The organism is Pedobacter sp. AC464, from assembly GCF_979253075.1.
Map to the genome: position 1 here is coordinate 1,737,904 of NZ_CEEDBV010000001.1, position 24,801 is coordinate 1,762,704.

Sequence of the window (24,801 nt, forward strand, 5' to 3'; positions counted from 1 at the left end):
TCAGGCTTTTTTAAGGCAGAGCGTAAATTTACTGCCGCTATTTTTTACAGAGTCAACTGCTATTTTGCTCTCCATCAATCCCATAAATGTTCTGCATAACAGTAAGCCTAGCCCGGTACCTTTTTCGCGATTTGTTCCCGGCGTACTCACTCCAGCCCCCTGGTATTCTGATTTATTGAAATGGCTTACCTGTTCCTCGCTCATACCAATGCCCGTATCGCAAATTGCAATCTGCAGTTCTTCGCCCACAATTTTTGATTCCAACATTATCTTTCCGTGTTCGGGCGTAAATTTTATGGCGTTGCTAATCAAATTCCTCACAACAAGGCCAAGCATATTTGCGTCCGCTTTACACTCCGCATCTTCGCAAATGCTATTTTGGATTTCTATCCGCTTCAATTCTGCAGTGCTTTTAAATGAATCAACAATTTCATCACTTAAATTTCGGGTGTTCAATGTTTCCAGGTAGGGATTAAAACCCTGCATCTGGCTGGCTGCCCAGTTCAGCAAATTTTCCATCATGGATGACGTGTAAGCCAGACTATTTTTAAGTAGAGCAGCATAACGATTCAACTTATCCTGCTCAATATTTCCTTCCTCCAGTAGCTGAATAAAAGACAGTAAGGAGTTTACCGGTGTACGCATATCATGACTAACAACACTAAAGATCCTGTCTTTTACCTTACTCAACTGCTCAAGCTCGCGCTTCTGCTTGTTTATTATTTTGTTTAGTCGCGTTGTTTTTCTTTGGTTAAAATATATCAAGCCGGCTGTAAATAAAACGAGTGCAAAAGCCACTGATAAGAATATTTTAACTTTGCCATCATATTTAATCTGCTGATTTTGTTCTGATATTTGTCGGTTTTTAATCAATGCCTCATTTTTCGATAAGAGCTCAGACCTTTCAAAACTATTACTTTGTGCCCGTTTTTCGTTTTCTAAATCTTTCTGTTCCTGAAGAAATTTTAAACGCTGAAGCATTTTCTCCTTGTCACTCAAATCGAGCTGTTGCTGTCGCAGAATTAACTTTTGATGTTGCTGCTTCGCTAATAAAACCTGTTGTTGCAAAACAGCGTCTGTAAACTGTTGCTTTAATTGATAATCTTTTTCTTTAATACCGAAATCGAGCTGCATTTGCCGGCGGGTTATCTCTTTCTCCTTTTCCGCATTAAATATTTCTTCTTTCACGATAACGTATTGCTTATAAAAAGCCAGCGATTCGTCGTATTTTTTAAATTTATCATAGGCTTCACTCAACGCTAAATTCGTGTCTCTTTCCAGATCTAATAACTTATTTTGCTGAGCAATATTTAATGCCTGTGTAAGTAGCTTTACTGCATTCACATAATCGCGTTGGTGCATGTAAAAATCACCTAAAGCTTTCAGGCTGTGCGCATAATCCTTTTTAGAATTCGATTTTTTACTAACTTCTATCGAGCCCTGGTAGGATTTAAAGGCCAAATCCTTCTGACCTAGTTTTTCATAAACCCAACCCAAATTAACCCTGTTTGAGCTAATGATATCATCATTTTCCTCATCTTTTTCTGCAAGTTTTAATGCTTTCTTAAAATTTTCGAGGGCCACAGTAAGTTTTTGTTCGGGTAAAATATCCATTGAAAGCAGCTCTCCCTGGCTTGCTGCGAAATAAGCCAAGCCAATTGCTTCATAAGCGACAGCCTGGCCTCTTTCATCATTATTTTTAATAAAAAAAGTCAAAGCTATTTTGGCATATTCCAAAGCTTTTTTATGCTGACCCAAATCCTGAAAAATGGATGAAATGTTAATGTAGCAACTCGATAAATTAGCCTCGCTGTTTGTTTTTTGATAAATCGCAACCGCTTTTTGATTCATTTCCAGCGCCTTAGCGTAATCTGGTATGGCAACATACATGGCGCCTAAACTCATGTAAATGCCCGCTGCCCTTGTCTGATTATTTACAGATAAATATTCTTTAAGCGATTTTAAATAATTTTCTTCGGCTTTTTGGTAGTTTGATAAGCCATGATAATATAAGCCAAGCCTGTTGTAAATTAAACCGGCAAAATTTTTCGAATTTAATTTATTTGATAGCTGAATACCTTTAAGTGCAAAATCCTCTACCTTCTCAGGATTATTCATTCGACTATATTGTCGCATGATGTCGAGATAAAGTGAAATTCTAACAGAATCCTGTTTTGGATAATTTTGGTTTAGTTTTAATAAACTATCCAATCTGTGGATTTGCTGCGAACTCTGGCCGAAGGAAAGGTTTCCAAAAAACATCAAAGTCAGCAGAATTAGATTTCTACAACGCCTTATTTTGATATGATTGAAGCACATGAAAACCATTAGCTAGACTACAACTGAGAATAAAAAATTCATACTGAAAAAAATCAGCGTGTAAGCACTGGTAATGAGAAGAATGGCAAATAAAATAACGGGACTGATTGATTTCTTAAACAGGGCGTAATATAACTTTTTTATTTGATTATGATAATGAAAAGCGTTTTTTACATAACGTGAAAGCAGATCGTACCTCTTTTGTATTTATTTACTACAAAAGAGGTACCTGCTGATAAAAGAGATCGTTCCGATTAAAATATACCAGGAAATTTTGCCGGGTTTGAATCGTGCATCATCTGATAAACCGCTTCAACGACATCATCAACTGAGGGCTTACTAAAATAATCTCCATCAGACCCAAACGGTGGCCGGTGGGCCTTTGCCGTTAATGTTTGTGGCTTGCCATCAAGGTGGAAATAGCCTTCTTGTTGCTCTAAAATTTGCTGCAAAATATAGGCAGATGCTCCGCCTGGTACATCTTCGTCAACAATGAGCAGTTTATTGGTTTTCCTTAAGGAAGATGCACAAACGTTTTGCTTATCGAAAGGCAAAAGTGTTTGTGGATCGATAATTTCTATTGAAATTCCTAGCAAAAGGAGTTCTTCTGCAGCTTCCTGCACGATTCTCAACGATGAACCGTAAGATACGACCGTTATGTCTGTTCCTTCTTCCAGCACTTCTGCCTGGCCAAGAGGTACAGTGAATTCGCCAACATTATTTGGAAGTTTTTCTTTTAAACGATAACCATTTAAACATTCGATAACAACAGCGGGTTCATCGGCTCTAAAAAGCGTATTGTACATACCCGCGGCTTGCGTCATGTTACGCGGAACACATAAATGCAAACCTCTTAACGAACCTAAAAGCATGCTTATCGGAGAACCTGAATGCCAGATTCCTTCCAAACGATGCCCTCTCGTTCTTACGATTACCGGTGCTTTCTGAATCCCTTTTGTTCGGTAAGAAAGTGTTGCCAGGTCATCGCTTAACACATTTAGCGCAAATATTAAATAATCAAGGTATTGGATTTCAGCAATTGGTTTTAAGCCACGCATGGCCAGGCCTATGCCCTGCCCCATAATGGTCATCTCCCGTATGCCGGTATCTGTAACCCTTAATTCACCATATTTAGTTTGCAAACCTGCAAAACCCTGGTTAACGTCGCCAATATTTCCTAAATCTTCGCCAAAAGCAACCAACCGTTGGTCTCGCGAAAAATTTTCGTCAAAACAGGCGTTCAAAACCTCACGTCCGTCAACCATTTTTGAAAGGTCATCGTAAATGGCAGGTACCACGGCAGTTTTCTCCGGACCATCATTTCCACCGGTATGTAATTTTGAATTGTAGCGTTTGTAATTCTTTTCATCCTGATTTCTATACCAGGCAACAAGAGCATCTCGCTCTGCTGTGGGTCTCCCTGCTGATAAACGGATTGCTTTTCTCGCAGCAACGAAAATTTCCCTGCGTTGAGCATCAGCTGTTGAAGCAAGTTGAGAAGAAAGTTTGGCCACTTCAGGCTGATGCTGAGCCATTGCAGCAATAAAATCTACAACGCTCTTCTGCTCAGGTTTCATGCTGTCCAAAAACTCGTTCCAGGCTTCCTTCTGCGCATTTCGAACAAAAACCTTCGCGTTTTTCTCAAGCTCGGCAAGCTCGTCGTCCGTTACAATTGCAGATTCAAGCATCCACTCACGCATTTTTGCAATGCAATCATGCTCAACTTCCCAGGCCAGTCTATCTTTCGATTTGTATCTTTCATGAGAACCCGAGGTACTATGCCCTTGGGGTTGAGTAAGTTCGGTAACATGAATTAATACCGGTACGTGTTCTTCTCGGCAAACGTTAATTGCTTTTTCGTAAACCTCACACAATGCAGGATAATCCCAACCTTTAACTTTATAAATTTCGTATCCAAGGTTTTTTTCATCCCTTTGGAAACCTTTTAATACCTCCGAAATATCTTCTTTTGTTGTCTGGTATTTTGCCGGAACAGAGATTCCATACGCATCATCCCAAATGGAAACCGCCATAGGAATTTGAAGCACGCCAGCAGCGTTTATTGCTTCAAAGAAAACACCTTCAGATGTAGAAGCATTTCCAATGGTACCAAAGGCAACTTCATTTCCATTTACAGAAAAATGTTTTAGATAATCGAGTTCTTTATTATTTCTGAATAATTTCGATGCATAAGCCAAACCAACCAAACGAGCCATTTGGCCACCAGTTGGTGAGATATCAGAAGAAACGTTTTTAATTTGTGTTAAGTCATTCCAGCTTCCATCTTCGTTAATGGACTTTGTAGCGAAGTGACAATTCATTTGCCTGCCACCGGAAAACGGATCGGCTCCCTCACTCGGATTAGCGTATAATTGTGCAAAAAATTCCTTTATGGTAGAAATGCCTGCGGCAAATGCAAAAGTTTGATCACGATAATAGCCGGAACGCCAATCGCCGTTTTTAAAGGCTTTCGCCATAGCAATTTGAGGAACTTCCTTTCCATCGCCAAATATGCCGAATTTTGCCTTTCCTGTAAGCACTTCTCTGCGTCCTAGAATGCTGGCCTGCCTGCTCTCAAAAGCAATTTTATAATCATTTTTAACGATGGATTTAAAGTCGTTAAAACTTAGTTCAGAACCATCAATAGAATTGGTAATCAATTTTCCATTCTGCATCGTAATCAAATATTGGTTGCAGCAAATATATACAAAATTAAAAGTTTGCCTTTAACCTCTACTGTAAAATTATATATGGATCAGCAAAATATATTTGGAATAGTTTTTGTTTTGTTAGATAAATATTAAATTTGTTTAGTAAAAACAAAAAAACTATTTCAACACATAAACATGAAAAAGATCTTAGTATTAATTGCCTTTGTAGCTGGCTTCGGTTTGATGGCAAATGCGCAAACGGCTGCAAAACCAGCTGAATTTAAATTTGAGGCAGAAACCCACGATTTTGGAAAAATTACGGTTAATAAGCCTGTAACTTATGAGTTTAAATACACAAATGTTGGCGAAGAGCCATTAATTATTACAAAAGCAGAAGCAAGCTGTGGCTGCACAACACCAAAGTACACAACAGTTCCATTAAAGAAAGGTGAAACAGGTACAATTTCTGTAACATTTAGTGCTGCTGGTGCACCACAACCTTTTACCAAAACGGTTACGGTAACGTCGAATGCTAAAACACCTGTAAAAGTACTTTATATTAAAGGTGAAACTGTTGCGGCAGCGTCCAAGTAATTTTTTAAACGATAATTTTAAAAAGTCCCGGTTTTAACCGGGACTTTTTTATTTTTGTGCCATGCCAAAAATTTCACAAAAAGGCTTGCAGATGCCTGCATCGCCAATCAGAAAGTTAACACCATTTGCAGACAAAGCGAAAAAAAACGGTAAGAAGGTTTTTCATTTAAATATCGGCCAGCCGGATATTGAAACGCCAGAAGGAATGTTAAACGCGATTAAGAACATCGATTTTAATGTTTGGGCTTATACGCCGTCAGAAGGTACTTTGGCTTATCGCGAAAAACTGACAGAGTATTACAACAAATTGGGTTACAACATTGCTCCTGAAAACATTCTGGTAACTGTTGGTGGATCTGAAGCCATTACAATAGCAATGCAAACCTGTGTTAATGAAGGTGATGAAATTATCATTCCAGAACCATTTTACGCCAATTATAATGGCTTCGCATGCATGAGCAATGTGGTTGTAAAGCCCATTTTATCCTATATAGAAAACGGTTTTGCACTGCCACCTATCGCGGAATTTGAGAAGCTGATTACCGAAAAAACAAAGGCGATAATTATCTGTAATCCTAATAATCCTACCGGATATCTGTACTCCAGAGAAGAGTTGGAAGCGCTCAAATCGCTATGTATTAAGTACGACCTTTTCTTGTTTTCGGACGAGGCATATCGTGAGTTTTGTTATGATGGCAGGGCATTTATATCGCCAATGCACCTGGCCGGCCTTGATGAAAATGTCGTAATTATGGATACAGTTTCTAAACGTTATAGCGCATGTGGCGCACGTTTAGGATGTTTAATCACAAAAAACAAGGACGTTATTGCATCAGGATTGAAATTTGCGCAGGCAAGGCTAAGCCCGGGTATGGTTGAGCAGATTGCAGGAGCTGCAGCTGTTGACACGCCGGACAGTTATTTTGAAAAGGTAAACACTGAATATACTTTGAGAAGAGATACTTTAGTTGGCCGGTTAAACAATATAGATGGTGTTTTTTGTCCAAACCCTGGAGGCGCATTCTATGTAGTGGCAAAATTCCCTATCGACGATGCAGATAAGTTTTGCCAGTGGATTTTAGAAGAGTTTGATTACAATAACCAAACGGTTATGATGGCACCCGCAACAGGATTTTATTCTACGCCAGGCTCTGGCAAAAATGAAGTACGGATGGCTTATGTTTTAAATACTGATGATTTAAATACCGCAATGGATTGTTTGGAAGTTGCCTTACAGCAATATCCTGGAAGGATTTAAGAAATTGCAACACGAATCAAAGCCCTCAGAAAAGAAATCTTGAGGGCTTTTTTTTGATCCATAAAACAATGCGTTTTTTGACTGCATGTCTTCTTTTGCCTTGTGAAATGTCGCATATGCACCTCGCCTGTTTAAATTTAATGGCGCAACTTTAATCATTAATCAAGTTATTCAAATTCTAAAAATGAGAAAGATAACCGTTCTATCCTTTATTACACTGGATGGCGTGATGCAAAGTCCGGGTAGCCCTGAAGAAGACATGGGTGATGATTTCGCCCTTGGTGGTTGGGTAGCTCCCTATGGTGATGAAGAATCGGGCCAGTTTATGCAGAAACAATTGAAGCCAGCTGAACTGCTCCTAGGCCGCAAGACTTTTGAAATCTGGGAGAAATACTGGCCAAATCATGCAGAATACTGGCCTGGAATAAATGAAGTAACTAAATACGTTTTTACCAACACGGTTAATAGCACGGAATGGTCGAACGTTGCATTGATAAACGACATTGAAAGCATAAAAAAAATCAAAGCATCACAAGGCGGAGACATTAATGTTTGGGGCAGTAGCAAACTTGTTCAACTCTTGCTTCATCATGGGCTGGTCGATGAGTTTTGGTTAAACATACATCCCATCATTTTGGGTAAAGGTAAAAAGCTGTTTAATGGCCAAGCAGTTCCCGCTGCTTTCGAAATAGTGGAAAGTAAAGTCACTTCCAAAGGCCTTATCATGGTAAACTATAAAAAAACTGGCGATGTTAAAACTGGCAATGCCGGGCCTTCATAAAAGATGTGCAATTAGAATTACTCTTTATTGTAAAAAATAAAGCCTTGCATTTTCGATGCAAGGCTTTAAGCAATTTTTTCTGAAAATATTGAGGTCAGTTTAGATTGCTGATTTTATTACGCCACCATCAGCACGAAGTGTGGCACCGTTCGTGGCTGAAGAAAGCGGACTTGCAACATAAGTAACGAGGTTTGCGATTTCAGCAGGCTCAATAAAACGTTTAAGTATTGATGTACCACGCATGCTTGTAAAAAATACTTTCTCCATCTCTTCATCGCTTAAACCCTGTTGCTCGGCTGTTGCCTTCATAAAACCAGATATCGCCTCAGTTGATGTTGGCCCGGGTAAAATGGTGTTCACCGTAACTGCTGTGCCTACCGTCATTTCGGCCAAACCACGAGACAGGCCAATTTGCGCAATTTTCGAAACACCATATTGTATCATCTCGACTGGTATCTGTATGGCCGATTCACTTGAGATGAAGATTATCCGTCCCCAGTCTGCTTTTAGCATATTATCCAAATATGCACGGGACAGGCGGACTCCACTCATTACATTCATTTCATAAATGCTTAACCATTCCTCGTCTGAGATGTCTTTGAAACCTTTAGGCTGGGCAGCGCCCGCATTATTTACAAGAATATTTACATCGGGAAATTGCAGAACAAGCTTTTCAATCTGCCGAGGCTGCGCCAGGTCTGCTACTATTCCAAAAACCTTGGAGTTACCGGTTTCTGCCTTGATCTGGGCTACCGCTGAATTTACACGTTCAGGTGTTCTTCCGTTTACAATAACCTTGGCACCTTCTGTTGCCAGCGACTTCGCGGTCGCAAATCCTATCCCTGTTGTAGACCCTGTAACAAGGGCAATTTTATTATTTAATTTAAGATCCATAATTGATGTTTTTGTATTGTTTAATTTTTCAAGTTTTCTACGTAAACAAAGTTCTGCATATCACCATCGTTCTCCGAGGACATTTGACGCGATTTTTATGTGATAAATGTCACAGATTTTTTGCTACTCAAAGCCGGCGCATGCTATGATTGGTACAAGAAACAAGTGGCAAGAACTGCTTAAACCATTCTGATTTGCGGTTTTTTTAATAGTTTTGTTTAATACAAAGTTATGTTAGAAGTCTTTGCCTCTTATTTAAAGGAAAATACAATTCTCAACCAAGAGGAACTGGAAGAAATATTTTCTGTAGTTGTTAGCCGGAAATTACGCAAGAGGCAATACCTCTTACAAGAAGGTGAGGTTTGTGGGTTCAATTGCTTTGTTGCAAAGGGTTGCCTGCGAAATTACCGCATTGGCGAAGACGGAAATGAACACATATTACGATTCGCAGTTGCAAACTGGTGGCTCAGCGATCAGGAAAGCTATAATAATGATACGCCTTCAAAAAACAATATCGATGCACTTGAGGATAGCGATGTGCTAATCATTAAAAAAGACAAATTCGAACAACTGCTCCAGAATATTCCCAATTTCAAAGACTTCATTTTCAACCTTAAAGCCAGGAGTTTCGATGCCAGTCAGAACAGAATTATGAGCAACATCAGCGACACAGTTGAAAAAAGATATGCCATGTTTATTGAAAACTATCCCGATATTTTTAATCGCGTACCGTTGCACATGATTGCCTCCTATCTGGGCGTATCGCGGGAAACTTTGAGCCGGGTAAGAAATCATTACGCAAAAACCCGTTGATGTGAATCTGAACATGTCTACTTTCTAACACATAAGTCTTTAACTGGGAGATATCAAAGTACGCCGACAGCTTAATTTCAACCATTTTTGCTACCACGACTGCAAAACGTTTGTTTTGAATAGCCTCCTTGCGAGAAGATATTTAGACTAATTATCATTACCACAAAAACGTTTGCCTTCATAATCCTTTGCGTAATTTTGATTACTAATCATCTTAAGAAAAAAATGAGCGTAAACATAGGTTTAATGATCTGGAAGGAAATGAAACATAAAAATATTTCTGTTTCGGAGATTGCCGCAGCGCTGGAAATCAGTAAAACAAAAGTTCAGGAATTACTGAATACCGCGACGATTGACATATTAACGTTGGTGCGCATTAGTGAATTCTTAGATTATAATTTCTTCAGTTATTACGAAAGCGGCAAAGCGTTCTCAAAAATCGAACTACATGAAAAAAAGCGGCTGGCAGCGGAGGTTAACCGATTAAAGGCTTTACTCATCGAAAAAACCAAAGCTTTAGAACTTCAGGAAAGACTAAACAAGGTTCAACTAAATACGATTTCCTTATTGGAAAGAGGACAGTTTAGTTAAGCGATAAATCAAACAGGCATTTCAAAAGTTACTTTCAATCCGGCTAGTTTCTAGTAGAAACAGAGCGCAGACCTTTTTTTGACGTGACTTTGATAGTCAAAATATACCTACTGTAATGCTATTGTAAGCTTATTTGAGTTAAGCCTCGCCTTCAGCCATTTCTCAAGCTTCTTTCTATCCGAAACAGACATTTCTGCAGTTAAGATCGCTGTAAACTGGAGTACAGTATCCGCCTTAAGCGTATCAGTATTGGTGAAAATTGCGTTTGTTAGGCTGTAGCTCCTAATGGTTGGAAAGAGGCTTTTTACCTCTTCACGAATTTCCGGTACTGAAGACGTTTCGTCAATTTCATTTATGTTTTTCGTTTTGATTGAATCCCTGTTGAAAACATCTTCCATTATACTTGCCTTAATTTGGGAAAAATCTACGTTAGCGCCTGCATCTAATCCCTGCCTGATGGTAAGCTTTACGCCCTGGAGCTTGTAAAGCGTCAGGTTAGTCCGAATGCTATCCATTTTAGATTTGGGCAGCACAGCGCCAATTAACAGCAAATCAATTTCCCTGGATTTACGGGAGTACTTGAAACTTTTATTTACGACCTGTGTATTTCGAAAATCGAATTCCTCGCGAACGAAACGCTGTGCGCTATTTTCAAAAATGCTTTTTTGTACAATGCCATAGGCAAGGTAAATGCTTGGCAAAATGGTTATCAACACGGTAATGAGGATGTATCTCGACACCTTTTTTTCGGTAGTCCTATCTTCAAAATGTTTTTTGTTGAACTTTAAAAATCGTACGATAAGGTAAGTTGAGATGCAAATGAAAAGGCTGTTGATGAAGAACAAATAAATTGCACCCGCAAAAAAAAGAAGATTTCCTGAGGCTAATCCAAATCCAGCAGTGCAAAGCGGTGGCATAAGTGCTGTAGCGATGGCAACCCCAGGAATTACGTTTGTTTTCTCTTTTCGGGTAACGGCAATTGCGCCGGCCAGACCGCCCAAAAAAGCAATAAAAACATCCCAGATTGATGGTGTAGTGCGGGCTAAAAGCTCACTTTGTGCATCGTGTAATGGCGTAATATAAAAATAAAGCGTAGAGGTCGCAATACTAATCAAAGCTGCAATCAGCAGATTTCTTCCACCTTGCCTTACTAAACTTAAATCATTTGTGCCAATACCCAAACCGATGCCAATGATTGGACCCATAAGTGGAGAGATAAGCATTGCCCCGATAATTACCGCAGTCGAATTTACGTTCAAACCAATAGAGGCAATGAATATCGCAAAGATGAGTGTCCACAGGCTTGGCCCAACAAAAATGGTATTGGCTTTAATAGCAGCAACTACTTCCTCCTCATTTGCCTTATCGAGGTGCAGGTTAAATCTGCGCTGAAAAAAAAGCCTGATGTATGCTGCCAGTCCCGATTTATGCTCCTCCATCAATTTCGTTAAATTTCGTTTTACCCTGCCGCGTTCTCCGGAGCACAACTGTTCCCAACACGCCCGCTAAAACAGAAGCGATTAATATTCCGTATTTGGCTTGTTCACCATACTGCGGGTTTGAAAAGGCCAATCCACTTATAAAAAGCGACATGGTGAAGCCTATACCCGCGAGCAATGCTACGCCTGTCATGTGCGTCCAGTTACTATATTCTGGTAATCGGGCTATCCCTAATTTCACCATTAAAAAACAGAAGAGGAGTATGCCGATAAACTTTCCGAAAACCAGGCCTGCTGCCACCCCTATCGAAACAGGATTTAATACCGCCGAGAAAAAATCGGCCCCAATCAGAATACCTGAATTCGCCAGTGCAAATAGCGGCATAATTAAAAAAGCGACATACGGGTGCAATGCATGCTCAATCTTCTGTAAGGGCGTTTCGGCGGCCAGACTTAAATTTTTAACCTGCTGAATTGTTCGGTGCTGATCAGGCGTTGTAAGTGTGCTGTTACTGGGAATCTCCCGGTCAAAATCATCTGTAAGTTTGCGTAAAACTTTCGAATAAACCTGCTCATCAATGCGGGTTCGGGCTGGAATGGTAAATGCAACCAGCACCCCCGCAAGTGTAGCGTGGACACCTGATAACAGAAAGCCTATCCACACGCCAATCCCTAATATCAGGTAAAATATGCTGTTTCTAATGCCTATAGCGTTTCCAATAATAAGTATGAGCAAAAAAATCCCGGCAATGCCAAGCGCCATGAAGTTTACCTGGCCGGTATAGAAAAAAGCAATAACCAACACCGCTCCCAAGTCGTCGGCTACGGCGAGTGCAGAAAGGAAAACTTTTATACTTCCCGGAATGTGTTTGCCCGCCATAGAAAGCAGGGCAAGTGCAAAGGCAATATCGGTTGCCATTGGAATGCCCCATCCATGCTCCGCCCCCGTTCCTCTGTTTATTAAAAAGTAGATTCCTGCCGGAACGAGCATGCCGCCAAGTGCGGCGGTCATCGGTAGAAGAGCCTTGGAAACGGTAGATAATTCCCCTTCCATAAATTCCCGTTTAAGCTCAAGGCCAATTACAAAGAAGAACAGCGCCATGAGTCCGTCATTTATCCAGATGTGTAGTGGCTTATCCAACAAATGCTCACCAAGACCTATTTTGAAAGGCGTTTCCCATAAATGATGATAAGATTCCCCTAAACTAGAATTGGCCCACAATATGGCTACAAGCACGCTAATTAGCAGTACAATTCCACTGGTATATTCCAAATGAACAAAACGACTAACCGGCGCAATAATTTTTTCTATTGGTGTTTTCGGTAAATTTTTTATCATGTTGAATGTTTCAGAATTTCGTTAACTGGACCTAGAGATTTGGCAAGTTAACAATTCAAATATATAGCTTCAATTAAAGTTATATACCAAGGATAAAAGAAATTGCTGCCAGAATTGTTTTTAAAACCTGCGAAAAGGCGGCAAATCATAAAAACTTAGTTACCTGTATGGAAATGGATTTAGTTTGTAAAAATTAAAAATCCGGTTCGTAATTTTGTATCTTAGGATACGTATATTATTGGCTCTTAAATCTTTAACCTTGAAATTAGTTAAACTTTTATTGCTATCTGCTATAATTTCTCTTGGCAGCACAAGCATTCTTTTGGCACAGGCCGATAAGCGCATCCAGCGCCTCGCAACCCTCGCCAAAATCTGGGGTGAAGTTAAATTCGTACACCCTTATATTGCATACCGAAATATCGATTGGGATAGGGCATTAATAAAAATCAGTTACTTCTAAAGAGGATTATATAAATACCGCAGTGAATTTCAAGGTTTTATGACCCAGACAAGCAGGCGCTGTTCGAGCAATATATTTTGGTAAAATGCATTAGGCAGCATGCCAGAACGTATTTTAAAATCTTTGATAAAATGCGCTTGGTCATAGAACATCGCCTCATAGGTCAGCTCGTCAAGTTTATGCACTTTTGCTCCAACAATAATTTAAGCACATTCCTGAACCGTACCGTCTGAGCAAAATCTTTCGGGCTTTGCCCTACGGCTGCCTTAAAAGACCGATAATGTGTAGATTCATTTATTTTTTGGTAGCGAGACAGTTCGTAAATAGAAATATTCCCTTTAGTTTTGTAGATATAATCCAGTGCAGATTTTGTTCTAGAATCGCTATCGGTCGTCACTAGCTTTTTTATCAAAAAAGCCTCTACCAAATAGGCTCTCCCATGTGGGTCATTGCGCTCAAAAATTTCTTCAAGCATAAAAGTTTGATTTCCGAAAATAAACTCAAAAACTTCTGATTCGTTAAGCAGCTCGCCATACGGCACTTTAGTAAATGCTCTTAATCCTGCCGGATGAAATAAAATACAGATCTGATCAAGCGCATTATTGACATCTACTTTAAAAGGTTGCTCGTGAAAACCAAATAAGCGGCTCGAAAATGCATTTTGACTGGCAGCTATGGCGCAGTGATTTTCGTTTTTATTCCGTTTATATTCAATCTTATTATTCTTATATATGGTTAGGCAAAGGTTAGTGTTGGGAAAAGTTTGGTAGGAAAACTGCTCCTGAGAATTATGATTGAAAAAAATAAAATATTGAATGTAAGCCTTCAATACCGGATGTTGAACAGGAACAATGGTTGTATTCATTTATGGGTCTTAACTACTTATCAAATTTAGCTTATTCATTCAGGTTTATTAAAGAGACGCGAGAAATATCAATATGTTGCAATAGATAACTAATCGAATGTTTTTTTTTGAAAACTCAAACCGCTGAACACATTTAAAAAACAATTTTAATCAGCTCAGGCCTTCCATCCGACATCCAATTAATAAAATCTCTATCAAATGACGTGACATGGGCCTGCCATAGAAAATACCTGCACGAATTTTACAATTGTTAATCTTTGGCAATGTCTTTCTTTGTTGTACATAATTTTATAATAGATATGAAAATTAGAATAATTCTTACAATATCAATAATTGCACTTACCAATATAGCCTATGCACAAAGTGTCTGCGAATGTAGCGAAGCCTTGGGTCGGTTAATTAAAAAAATTGAAAACGAATATCCAGGATTTGAAGAAAAGACCAAGGACAAAATACTATATGATAGTTTCAAGCAACAACTCAGGGGACAAGCTACTTACACAGATAAGACAAAATGCTTTGATCTTTTAAAAAAGTATACCTCTTTCTTTAGAGATGGCCATATCTGGATATACCCCGCAACTTCAATAAATACAAAAGGTGCAGGCAGCACAGATTTGTTTAATATCGATATTGAAAAATTTCGGATGGGGCTAAAAACCAACCGTGTTCCACTGGAAGGAGTTTGGAAGAACAAGTTTGAATGGACGGAGGGGCAGGTTATGAAATCGGAATTACTAAAAATAGTGATGGTGTACAGGTGGGTTTTGTAATCAGTTCTACGTCTACTTTTTGGAAGCCTAATGAGACAAAATTCAGGTTATATCCCAATGGAGAGTATGAGTACTACACCTTTGATAAGACGTTGAAGGCCGGAAGTTATGAGATTTACAACAACAGCATTATCTACTTTAAAGAGGCAAGAGCTACTTTTATAGAAGAATTACCTCAATCAGCTTTGACACCGGAACAAATAAAAAGAAAAGTAGGCGAATTTTATGGGTTTGGGCTCAAAAAACTTAGCGATAAAACAACGCTGATCACACTTCCCTCTTTTGATTACCCTTTCGTTGACATAATCAAAGATATGGTAGCGAACAATCGCTCCCTAATAGAAGGGAGTAAAAATCTGATCATCGATATTAGAGGAAATTCAGGAGGAACAGATAATGCCTATGAAATGCTTTTTCCCTACATCATGACTAATCCAATTAGGAATATGGGGGTTGAATATTTGGCAACTCAAACTTTGGTAAATGGTCTTGAAAGTTATATCAAAACAGTACACGAAAACAAAGAAAAGCAAGGAGAAATAGACACGGTTAGGCGGTGGATTGGACTTTATAAAAATAATATGGGCAAGTTTGTAAATCTTAACGATAGTGTATTTTCTGTACAAAAGGCCGATCCCGCTAAAAGAAGTCCTGACCACGTAGTTATTTTGATTGATAAAAGGGTCGGGAGCGCTGCCGAGAGTTTTGTTATGAAGGCTAAACAAAGTAAAAAAGTGAAAATATTGGGAACCGTGACTTCAGGAGGACTGGACTATGCGGCAGCCCGTATGTTCGATTTTGGCTGCCCTGAATATCTATTACAGTTACCTACCTACCGGTCGTTACGATTGCCTGATTATCCGATTGACAATATCGGTATGCAACCAGATATTTACTTGGATAAGAGTATCAAAGACTGGATAAAATTTGCATTAGACTACTTAGAATAATTAGGTAAAGGCGTTTGCATCATTGTCTAAAAAATTCTTTGATTTCGCGTTATCGACACAAATGTCCTTATTAACCTGAATTAATTGCTTCAACGCTTGGCGGACAGCAATCTTAAGCGCTCATGACTGAGTTTATCGAATTTAATAAATATGCATGAAAAACGGTGGGCGAGCTAAAAAACAAAGCCCTGTGAGTGTTTAACTTACAGGGCTTATAGTTGTTTTACTGTACCCGGAGCCGGAGTCGAACCGGCACGGTTTCCCACAGGTGTTTGAGACCAGCGCGTCTACCAATTCCGCCATCCGGGCATGTATTGGACGGGGTTGCAAATGTATGTAACGAAAGGCTAAATCACAAAAATATTTTAAATTAGATTTTAAGCCTTTGGATATCAATTTTATAGCGGCCGCTCGTCTTTCAGTTTTCGATCGACTACAAAAGGCATAAACGGTAATAATGAAGCGAGAAAAATCAATAGAGCCTTTCCAAAGCTCCACTTTTGTTCCATCCAGCTCAACACCAGGCATGCGGCGTACAAAACAAATAAAAGGCCGTGCGCCCAGCCAGTATATTTTACCGCAAGTGGCATGTCGACAAAGTATTTTAATGGCATGGCTACAAATAATAAAAGCAGGTAAGAAATGCCTTCGGCTACGGCAACCTTGCGAAAAATAGAAAGAGAACTCATGTATCTGATTGTTTTGCTTCGAAAATAAGGGATACGCACTGGCAATTAAAAACTAAATAATGTTTTTACAATCTGGTGTCGGAATGTACATTGATTGAACCTATGTTCTACCAGAAAATAAACTGCAGCAAACAACAACCATGTCCAATGGGTCAGCCAAAGCTAAACGCGTAGTTTCAGGGAAAAACTAACTAAGCGGTAGAAGGCAAAACAATATGTTAGCTTATGTAGTTGTATGGCTGAACAATCAAAATCCGAAATTACAGAATGGAAAATTTTACAATGTTGCAGTATTTTCAATGGTACTACCCTGCAGACGGAAGCTTGTGGAAAAAGATGGAAAAGGAAGCTGAGGAACTGAAAGCTTTTGGCATCGATACCCTTTGGCTCCCTCCTGCGCATAAAGGTATGGATGGTAAAAATTCACCTGGTTACGACATCTATGACCATTACGACTTGGGTGAGTTTGACCAAAAAGGCAGCGTTGGCACTAAATACGGAACAAAACAGGAATTGCTACGTGCAGTTAAAGCCGGGCAGGCGGCGGGTTTACAGGTTTACATGGATATTGTACTTAACCACCTTGGCGGCGGCGATGAAGCTGAACCGGTGATGGTTAGGAAAGTCAATCCTGATAACCGCAACGAATTCATTTCAGAACCTTATGAAATAGAAGCTTTTACAAAATTTACTCACCCGGGAAGAAATAAAAAATATTCTGCATTCGAATGGGATTTTCAATGTTTTACCGGGGTAGATTTTGATAATTCGACCGGTGAAACGGCCATTTTTAGCATTCAAAATCAGTACGGTGAAGGCTGGCAGGAAGTTCTTGATACTGAAAATGGAAATTATGATTATTTGATGCTCTCAGATATCGACTTTCGCAATCCGCAAGTAGTAGAAGAGCTTAAAAAATGGGGCGAATGGTTTCATGAAACTGTTGCCTTTGATGGCCTTCGGCTAGATGCGATTAAACATATGCCGGTTGGTTTCTATAACCAATGGTTAGATCATATGCGCTCGGTTACCAACAAAGAGCTTTTTACGGTGGGAGAATATTGGGCGCCAGGAAAAGTAAATGACATGCTTCAGTATATCGATGCCACTGAAGGCAGGATGTCGTTATTCGATGCCTGCCTCCAAGCAAATTTCTCCACAGCATCTAAACAAGGTGCAGATTATAACCTTTCGACCATTTTCGAAGAAACACTGGTGCAGGCGAGGCCAGAGCTTGCCGTAACACTGGTGGAGAACCATGATACCCAGCCGCTTCAGTCGCTTGAACAAACTGTAGATTTTTGGTTCCGGCACCTCGCCTATGCACTGATTCTGCTTAGATCTACGGGCTATCCATGTATTTTTTACCCAGATTTATATGGTGCAAAATATTGTGATGAAGGTAGTGATGGTGAAAAACATGAAATTACACTTGAACCCGTACCCGAAATACAGACTATGCTTGGCTTGAGGAAAAATAACGTTTATGGCGAGCAAACTGATTATTTTGACCATCCCAATTGTATTGGCTGGACGGTAAGTGGCGCTGAGGAAAAACCAGGCTCGGGTATTGCTGTTGTGATGTCTAACGGCGAAGCGGGTTTTAAAGATATGTTTATGGGGCAAGCCTTTGCTGGCAAAACTTTTAGAGACCGCCTGGGTACGGTTAGTGAGGAAGTAGTAATTAATGAGGAAGGCTGGGGTACTTTCCATTGCCAGGGTGGTGGCGTATCGGCATATACGGCTGATTAGAGCAGTGAACTTGAAGGGCCGGCGGGAACCATAGGTTTGATAAAGAATGAATTTATATTAACTTTACCCAATATTAGTTAATGCCCATGTTACACCCTACGCTCGCCCGAAACAACGTTAACATTATTGGAAACGGACAGCAAGTAATACTATTTGCTCATGGATTTGGTTGCGATCAAACTGCATGGCAATTTGTGATCGATGCCTTTACTGATGATTTTAAAGTTGTATTGTTTGATTATACCGGATCTGGTAAATCGGACATCAGCAAATACAGCACCACCAAATACGGCGTTATTGATGGCTATGTACAGGATGTACTCGATATTTGTGAAGCTTTAAATCTTAAAGACGTCATTTTTGTAGGCCATTCCGTAAGTTGTATGATTGGCCTTTTAGCGGCGATTAAAGCGCCCGAATACTTTTCTAAGCTTGTATTTGTTGGGCCTTCGGCCAGGTATTTGAACGAAGGTGACTATGTTGGTGGGTTTGAGCGGGAAGACCTTGAGAAGTTATTTGAACTTATGGAAGGCAACTACCTCGGCTGGTCAAGCATGATGGCACCAAATATTATGGGTAATGCAGAAAGGCCGGAACTTGGTGGATTTTTAACTTCAAGTTTTTGCGCAACTGACCCTGATGTAGCAAAAGATTTTGCAAAGGTTACTTTCTTCTCCGATAACCGGGCCGACCTTGGCAACCTCACGGTAGAAAGTTTGACTTTACAATGCGCCGAAGATATTATCGCCCCCGATGCAGTTGGCAAGTTTATTAACGAGCACACGCCAAAAAATCAGATTGTTTTCTTAAATGCAACAGGCCATTGTCCACACATTAGTGAGCCGGAAGAAACAATTCAGGCCATTAAAGCGTTCGTTAATTAAAAACAAATAAAGCGAAGCCATGAGCGGAACGAAAGATACAGTGGAAGCGCTCATCGATGCCGACGAGTTATACCATAGTGCGCCATGTGGTTATTGCTCACTCTCGCCAAAGGGTGAAATTTTAAAGGTTAACAGAACTTTGCTTACCTGGCTCAAATCAGACGAAAAACTGGTTGGCAATAAATTTACCATGCTGCTACCAAAAGGTGGACAAATGCACTTTGAAATGTTTTTCCTGCCGATGGTAAGTATGGAAGGGCGTGTAAAGGAACTCAGCTATGAACTTATTTGCAACGACGGCAGCTCGATACCCATTCTATTGGCTGCGAATACCATCATTGGGGAAAATGGTAAAATAAAAGCCATTAATGTCGCAATTACCGATAGCAGCGAGCGTAGACTATATGAAAAGGAACTGCTAAAAGCGAAGAATTTTGCCGAACGCGAACAAAAACGCCTGGAATTTATGGCTGATTTGGCACATGAAATGATTTGGACGGCAAATTCTACCGGACGCATTAATTATTTCAATGCCCGGTTCTGCGAATACTTTAATTGTGGCAAACAGGAAACCAGAACTTCTTTCTTTTTAGCAAAGGTACATCCGGAAGAACTTCGCGGCCTGCTTGGCGGTTGGAGAAAAAGCCAGGCGTCTGGTAGTGAATTTAACCAACTCATCAGGTTGCGCAACCAGGACAGTAATTATGAATGGCATCAGCTAAAAGCGTCGCGTTTTGTATTTGGCGATGACGATCAAACCAGCTGGTTTGGCTCCTGTTTAAATGTAAATGAACACATTGGTGCGCTGAAAAAGAAGGATGAGTTTATCAATATTGCCAGTCACGAACTGAGAACGCCAATTACAAGCTTAAAGGCAATTCTACAGCTGCTGCAAAGAATGAAAACGGAAGGTTCTGAACGCATGGCGGGCCTTATCGATAAAGCCAATCACAATGTTGGCCGGGTAACAGAAATGATCGACGATTTACTAAATGCCAGTCAACTGAACGAGGGACAACTCAAACTCAATAAAAAATCATTTAACTTAAGTGAAATGATTGGAAGTTGTGTGCACCACATTCGCATTGAAGATAATTATAAGATTACGACAATTGGAGATGCTACTGTTTCTGTTTTGGCAGATGAAGGCCGCATTGAGCAGGTGCTCAGCAACTTTATAACAAACGCAATTAAGTATGCACCAGAAAGTTATCATATAAAAATTAAAATAACGCCTCGATCGGGCTTTGTACAGGTAGCGGTGACTGACGAAGGTCCTGGGATACCGGCTGAAAAACTCCCTTATCTGTTCGACCGTTACTATCAGGTAAATACGAGCGGCGGCCGTTATTCGGGACTTGGCCTAGGCTTGTTTATCTGTGCAGAAATTGTAAGGCAGCATGGCGGCGACATCGGCGCAGAAAGTGTTGTTGGCAAAGGCAGTACTTTTTGGTTTACGCTGCCCGTGTAGCACCTTACTAGAAAACGTTTTTAAAAGGCATCGGATTAAAGCAAGATCGATTACACATTTCATTTTTAGGAAAAAGCGACGCAGGAGTAAAAACCGTTTACATAGCGAATGATGTTTTTGTTTAGATGTTAATAACTTTTCTTCGAATTCATTCGTTTTTAACGAGGTTTTACGATACCTTAATGTTTTAATTACACTAACCAAATAATTAAAGCTATGAGCACATTCCTAATCATCGTATCCGTATTCTATTTAACCTCTTTTGGGTTTATCATTTCGAGCTTATCATCAGCCAAGCAAATTCCAAATGACCAAGACAACACCTACTAAATCTGGATTAAGCTCTCACTTTTCCTCTTTGTAAATTCCTTTACCTTAACGTCTTTTTCGAATATTTCGATTCTTAAACACGAAAAATTGCAATCAGCAAGCATCAGCCGTAAATTATTAGATCTGTAAATTTCCTATTCATCCAAATTTTTAAGTCAATTGTCGCTTAACGATCTCTCTGTGTGAGGTGCCGAGCCGCTTGCTAAAACCTAATTTTTAATTCTGAAGGTGGATACAAAGAGGGAAAGAAATTAATCTCGTGGCTAATTGATACCTGTTTCAATGAGTGCCGGCAACATTTCCAACCGCTAAAGTCTACAAAAAAAGGGCAAACAAAATATGTTTACCCTTTACCTATACCAAAAATAATCTATTGCTTGTGACGCTCTCACCTATCACATAACAAAGGTAATACGTTGTGATGCAACATTGATTGTTCGGATTGTTCATTTTCAAGAATTCAGATATCCATTCTTTATTCAGCTTTTACAGGAATATTCCAAAATGAAAAGTTGATCCGACGGAAAAAGTTCAAAGATTAACATAATGAATAATCTTGTTGCCCTTTTTGCAACGGATCTCACTATCCCCTGCTAAGCAACTTTTCTATATATTCTCTTATTGTCGGGATATCATATTCATCTGGCATAACTATTTTGTTCTCAGCATCAAGTAAAAATACCAATGGAATAGCATAGATATTATATGTTGAGTTGATTAGTTTACCATCACCAGGAAGGTTTGAAAGATTTGTCCAGGGCATGGATTCTTCCTTCATCGCCTGGCGCCATGAAACGATATCATGGTCAGTAGAAATGCTAACCATATTAATGCCTTTTGGTGTATAACTTTTATAAATCTTTTTTAATTCCGGAATCTCGCGACGGCATGGCCCGCACCAACTTGCCCAAAATATTATTAAAGTTCCTCTTTTACCTTTAACATTATCGAGCGTTGTTCTTTTTCCGTCGCTGTTAACGTAATTAAAAGCTGGAAATTTTGCGCCAGTCACCAAACTTTTGCTCCTCTGCGTGAAATTTACCAGCGATTTGCCTTTAGGGGTGGCTAGCAATGTTTTATCAAATTTACCGGTAATTTCTGCCAGTTCTGATGGCGTAAGCAGGCTTGCGTTCTGATACACATTTATGAGGATCATCCAACTCGTAGGATGCTGTTCCGTTAGCTTGTTGAGCAATTGTTTAAATGACCTTACACTATCATTTTTTGCACTTAAGGCTGCCGACAAGCCTTTATTATCACCTTTCTTTTTTGCTGCATCTATCAGTTGGTTTATCTTAGCGGTATTTGGTTGCAAAAGCCCATAACGCATGTTCATATCCGTTTCATTCGATCCTGTTATCGTCAAACCTGATGCATCTTTCATATCTCCATAAATCTTGATCCGGGCGTTTTCGAGAATAAAATTTCCATGCTTTCTCATACTTTGAGCTTTATTGTGAAAGCTAAAATCCATACGTTTCCCGCTCAACGTGTCTACATAATAAATTCCAGATGACCAGGATGGTTCTGCAAGTACGCTATCACGTTTAAATATCCCCTTGCCATCTATAATTGAAGTGGAATCAATAACAGGCCAATAGAGATTCTGAGCGGGAGTGCGCTTCATTGTTGTCAGGAAGATCTTTTTTGCATTAACATGCGATACGTTTACTTCTATTTCGTAGCCCGTTAAACTTTGAGCAACAGACATTTGCCAGGCGAATACCATGGCAATTACGGAAAGTAACGTTTTCATAGGAGCGATTTAGTTAACACAATTTAAGAATTATATCCTGTGCTAAATAAATTTATCGATAATAATTTCTGGTCGTACAAAATTTTAAAAATACCGAAGTTAAACGGCCACGGCGGATTTTGAGGCTTGGCTGAAACCATTTTGTACACCTAACTGAGATACCCATTTACAATTACAAGCCCGAAGAAACGCTCCGAAGAAAATTTTAGTAATTTCATCAAGCTGATTCTGCAGAACATACTATAATCCACCGGCATTCACCTTCTTAGTCTTAAACATTATTCATCATGAAGTTAGCAATCCTGGCAAAAATGAGGTCGTGTATGCTCGAACCATCCACCCGGTAAAACTCATCGGCACGTTTTTGAATATATCCTCTAAAAGATTGATTAATCATAATTCGGTATAAAGTGTTGTCGCCCTTTACTCCGCTGATGATTATTACCTCACTACCGATTTTTAATTCTACCTGCTCAGTTGCTGCCTTGATTTCCATATACAAAAATTGCTAACTTATTTAGCAAAACCAAAAAGAATTGTTAACATTTTTCCTTCGAGAAGAAATTTCTATTATCATTTATCCATCAAAGATTTTTAAGGCTTAGAAGCTTTCTTCGGTCGATTTTTGTAAATTTGATGCATGAGGCCTGACCACGACCGTTCTTTTGATGAGCATAACAAGAAAGACACCGAGCAATCTAAAGAAATATCACATCCAGAAGCGGCACAACCATCGGCAACTTTGTTGCTTAACGCAATTTCTCAACAGGTTTGGACAGCGAACAGCGCTGGTAAGTTAGACTATGTAAATGAGGTAATTTGTCAGGATTTTGGCCATAAAAGTGAAACCATTCTAGATTATGGATGGAAAGCCTTTGTTCATCCTGAAGACATGAACTACAGTACAAGCCTTTGGAACGCCTCAGTGGATAGCGGACAGGAATACAGCAACGAATTCCGGTTGCTTTTTGCAGACGGTAATTATTATTGGCATCTCGCCACTGCAAAAATAGTGTCACAAAGCGGAAAATCGAATATTTGGGTAGGCACGAATACGAATATCCACAATCAAAAAACAAATGAGGCTCGAAAAGATGAGTTTATTTCTATAGCCAGCCATGAACTTAAAACGCCACTCACTACCATAAAAGGCTTTCATCAGCTCTTGCTCAGAATTGCTGATGAAGGCAAAATAAAAGATTACCTTGAGCGCTCCGCCGGACAGCTTTTGCGTTTAGAAAAACTAATTGGCGACCTCCTAGATGTAAGCAAAATAAACGCCGGAAAAATGGTTTTGAACCTTGAACCGTTCAATTTTTCTGATATGCTAAAAAATGCTATCGCAGAGATGGCACAAATTTTTCCCAGTCACAAGCTACTGCTGCAGAATGATTGCAATACGGTTATCAATGGCGATCAGTACAGGCTTGAGCAGGTGATTAACAACTTCATTTCTAATGCCGTGAAATATTCCCCTTCATCGGATAAGGTAGAAATCACTTGCACGGTAGTTGAAGAAAGCCTGGTGGTTTCGGTAACGGATTATGGAATCGGGATTGAGGAAAGCCATTTGAAGCGGCTATTTGAACGTTATTACCGTGCCGATAATTCGGCAACCCGCTTTGATGGACTTGGACTTGGCTTGTACATTTCTGCTGACATTATTAAAAGGCATGGTGGTAGTTTCTGGATTGAAAGCAGCCTTGGCAATGGTTCAGTCTTTTCTTTTAAACTACCAATAAATGAAGGAATTCGTTTCGAGGCAGACATTAAAACTGACAATTATTATCAGGACCGCTACATCACAATTTCATGCCCGGTTGATAGTGATATTATGCATGTAAACTGGACTGGCTATCAGGACATGCACTCTGTTAAACATGGTGGCTTGCTTATGATTGAATACTTAAGAAATAATCGTTGCAGCAAAGTTTTTAATGATAATCGCCTGGTTCCCGGTACCTGGTCAGAAGCTTCGGATTGGGCAGCAAAAGTTTGGCTGCCATTAATGGAGCTCGCCGGACTGAAGTTTTTTTCGTGGGTATTATCTGAAAGTGCATTCAGCCAGCTTTCGGCGCAAAAGAGTGTCGAAAATGAAGATAAACAGGCAGAAATTTCCTTTTTTGAAAACGCAGAAGAAGCCATGACCTGGCTTGTAAACAGCAGTTTGTAACCAGGGATTCGTTTTGAGT

Annotated in this window: 21 protein-coding genes and 1 tRNA gene; 12 read left to right on the forward strand and 10 right to left on the reverse strand. The window is 39.7% G+C overall.

All coding sequences use genetic code 11. The annotated features are described in order from the left end of the window. Complete coding sequence (locus AC0IWT_RS07365; RefSeq protein WP_471796648.1) at positions 1–2,211, reverse strand: tetratricopeptide repeat-containing sensor histidine kinase; 2,211 nt, start codon at positions 2,209–2,211, stop codon at positions 1–3. A 362-nt stretch (positions 2,212–2,573) separates the two neighbouring features. Continuing rightward, positions 2,574–4,994: a thiamine pyrophosphate-dependent enzyme gene (locus AC0IWT_RS07370; RefSeq protein WP_471796649.1), complete on the reverse strand. Its 2,421-nt coding sequence runs from the start codon at positions 4,992–4,994 to the stop codon at positions 2,574–2,576. A 171-nt stretch (positions 4,995–5,165) separates the two neighbouring features. On the opposite strand from AC0IWT_RS07370, the gene AC0IWT_RS07375 reads away from it, so the two are divergent. The 3 genes from AC0IWT_RS07375 (at position 5,166) to AC0IWT_RS07385 (ending at position 7,603) form a co-directional block, all read left to right on the forward strand. Next, on the forward strand, positions 5,166–5,564 hold the full coding sequence (locus AC0IWT_RS07375; protein ID WP_056871139.1) for a DUF1573 domain-containing protein: 399 nt from the start codon (positions 5,166–5,168) through the stop codon (positions 5,562–5,564). A 61-nt stretch (positions 5,565–5,625) separates the two neighbouring features. After that, a complete protein-coding gene (locus tag AC0IWT_RS07380) occupies positions 5,626–6,822 on the forward strand; it encodes a pyridoxal phosphate-dependent aminotransferase (RefSeq protein ID WP_471796650.1) in 1,197 nt (398 codons plus the stop codon). A gap of 184 nt (positions 6,823–7,006) precedes the next feature. Then, entirely contained in the window at positions 7,007–7,603 is a 597-nt protein-coding gene (locus AC0IWT_RS07385; protein WP_471796651.1) for a dihydrofolate reductase family protein, read from the forward strand. Positions 7,604–7,702: 99 nt separating this feature from the next. Here the strand turns inward: AC0IWT_RS07385 and AC0IWT_RS07390 are convergent, their stop codons facing one another. Continuing rightward, positions 7,703–8,497, reverse strand: coding sequence for an SDR family NAD(P)-dependent oxidoreductase (locus AC0IWT_RS07390; RefSeq protein WP_471796652.1), 795 nt, complete (start codon positions 8,495–8,497; stop codon positions 7,703–7,705). A 231-nt stretch (positions 8,498–8,728) separates the two neighbouring features. Between AC0IWT_RS07390 and AC0IWT_RS07395 the strand changes: the two genes are divergently transcribed. Together AC0IWT_RS07395 and AC0IWT_RS07400 are read left to right on the forward strand one after the other, a co-directional pair. Further along, positions 8,729–9,310 (forward strand): Crp/Fnr family transcriptional regulator, encoded by a 582-nt coding sequence (locus AC0IWT_RS07395; protein ID WP_471796653.1) that lies wholly within the window; start codon positions 8,729–8,731, stop codon positions 9,308–9,310. A 225-nt stretch (positions 9,311–9,535) separates the two neighbouring features. After that, entirely contained in the window at positions 9,536–9,901 is a 366-nt protein-coding gene (locus AC0IWT_RS07400) for a helix-turn-helix domain-containing protein (protein WP_471796654.1), read from the forward strand. 107 nt (positions 9,902–10,008) lie between these two features. Here AC0IWT_RS07400 and AC0IWT_RS07405 read toward each other — a convergent pair whose 3' ends face one another. Further along, positions 10,009–11,340, reverse strand: coding sequence for a DUF389 domain-containing protein (locus AC0IWT_RS07405; RefSeq protein WP_471796655.1), 1,332 nt, complete (start codon positions 11,338–11,340; stop codon positions 10,009–10,011). Then, positions 11,327–12,679 carry a Na+/H+ antiporter NhaA gene (gene nhaA, locus AC0IWT_RS07410; RefSeq protein ID WP_471796656.1) on the reverse strand — a complete coding sequence of 451 codons (1,353 nt, stop codon included), beginning with the start codon at positions 12,677–12,679 and terminating at the stop codon, positions 11,327–11,329. The genes AC0IWT_RS07405 and nhaA overlap by 14 nt, the downstream gene beginning before the upstream one ends. Positions 12,680–12,938: 259 nt before the next feature. On the opposite strand from nhaA, the gene AC0IWT_RS07415 reads away from it, so the two are divergent. After that, the gene (locus AC0IWT_RS07415) at positions 12,939–13,139 is read left to right on the forward strand and encodes a hypothetical protein (RefSeq protein WP_471796657.1); all 201 of its coding nucleotides are present in this window, start codon (positions 12,939–12,941) and stop codon (positions 13,137–13,139) included. Positions 13,140–13,302: 163 nt separating this feature from the next. Here the strand turns inward: AC0IWT_RS07415 and AC0IWT_RS07420 are convergent, their stop codons facing one another. Further along, complete coding sequence (locus tag AC0IWT_RS07420; RefSeq protein ID WP_471796658.1) at positions 13,303–14,004, reverse strand: DUF6597 domain-containing transcriptional factor; 702 nt, start codon at positions 14,002–14,004, stop codon at positions 13,303–13,305. Between the two features lie 299 nt (positions 14,005–14,303). On the opposite strand from AC0IWT_RS07420, the gene AC0IWT_RS07425 reads away from it, so the two are divergent. Together AC0IWT_RS07425 and AC0IWT_RS07430 are read left to right on the forward strand one after the other, a co-directional pair. Further along, complete coding sequence (locus AC0IWT_RS07425; protein WP_471796659.1) at positions 14,304–14,777, forward strand: hypothetical protein; 474 nt, start codon at positions 14,304–14,306, stop codon at positions 14,775–14,777. After that, positions 14,708–15,727, forward strand: a complete 1,020-nt coding sequence (locus AC0IWT_RS07430) for a S41 family peptidase (RefSeq protein WP_471796660.1) — start codon at positions 14,708–14,710, stop codon at positions 15,725–15,727. The genes AC0IWT_RS07425 and AC0IWT_RS07430 overlap by 70 nt, the downstream gene beginning before the upstream one ends. 229 nt (positions 15,728–15,956) lie before the next feature. Here AC0IWT_RS07430 and AC0IWT_RS07435 read toward each other — a convergent pair. Together AC0IWT_RS07435 and AC0IWT_RS07440 are read right to left on the reverse strand one after the other, a co-directional pair. Next, positions 15,957–16,036 (reverse strand) — tRNA-Leu (locus AC0IWT_RS07435). Positions 16,037–16,125: 89 nt separating this feature from the next. After that, complete coding sequence (locus AC0IWT_RS07440) at positions 16,126–16,416, reverse strand: DUF3817 domain-containing protein (protein WP_471796661.1); 291 nt, start codon at positions 16,414–16,416, stop codon at positions 16,126–16,128. A 267-nt stretch (positions 16,417–16,683) separates the two neighbouring features. On the opposite strand from AC0IWT_RS07440, the gene AC0IWT_RS07445 reads away from it, so the two are divergent. The 3 genes from AC0IWT_RS07445 (at position 16,684) to AC0IWT_RS07455 (ending at position 20,523) form a co-directional block, all read left to right on the forward strand. Continuing rightward, positions 16,684–18,168, forward strand: coding sequence for an alpha-amylase (locus AC0IWT_RS07445; protein ID WP_471796662.1), 1,485 nt, complete (start codon positions 16,684–16,686; stop codon positions 18,166–18,168). Positions 18,169–18,254: 86 nt separating this feature from the next. Beyond that, positions 18,255–19,052: an alpha/beta fold hydrolase gene (locus AC0IWT_RS07450; protein ID WP_056871150.1), complete on the forward strand. Its 798-nt coding sequence runs from the start codon at positions 18,255–18,257 to the stop codon at positions 19,050–19,052. Between the two features lie 19 nt (positions 19,053–19,071). Then, positions 19,072–20,523 (forward strand): ATP-binding protein, encoded by a 1,452-nt coding sequence (locus AC0IWT_RS07455; protein ID WP_471796663.1) that lies wholly within the window; start codon positions 19,072–19,074, stop codon positions 20,521–20,523. A gap of 913 nt (positions 20,524–21,436) precedes the next feature. Here the strand turns inward: AC0IWT_RS07455 and AC0IWT_RS07460 are convergent. Both AC0IWT_RS07460 and AC0IWT_RS07465 read right to left on the reverse strand, forming a co-directional pair. Beyond that, positions 21,437–22,609, reverse strand: a complete 1,173-nt coding sequence (locus AC0IWT_RS07460; protein WP_471796664.1) for a redoxin family protein — start codon at positions 22,607–22,609, stop codon at positions 21,437–21,439. Positions 22,610–22,880: 271 nt separating this feature from the next. Then, positions 22,881–23,105 carry a hypothetical protein gene (locus tag AC0IWT_RS07465; RefSeq protein ID WP_471796665.1) on the reverse strand — a complete coding sequence of 75 codons (225 nt, stop codon included), beginning with the start codon at positions 23,103–23,105 and terminating at the stop codon, positions 22,881–22,883. Between the two features lie 144 nt (positions 23,106–23,249). Here AC0IWT_RS07465 and AC0IWT_RS07470 point away from each other — a divergent pair, with 144 nt between their 5' ends. Continuing rightward, on the forward strand, positions 23,250–24,782 hold the full coding sequence (locus AC0IWT_RS07470) for an ATP-binding protein (protein ID WP_471796666.1): 1,533 nt from the start codon (positions 23,250–23,252) through the stop codon (positions 24,780–24,782). The last annotated feature ends 19 nt before the right edge of the window (positions 24,783–24,801 follow it).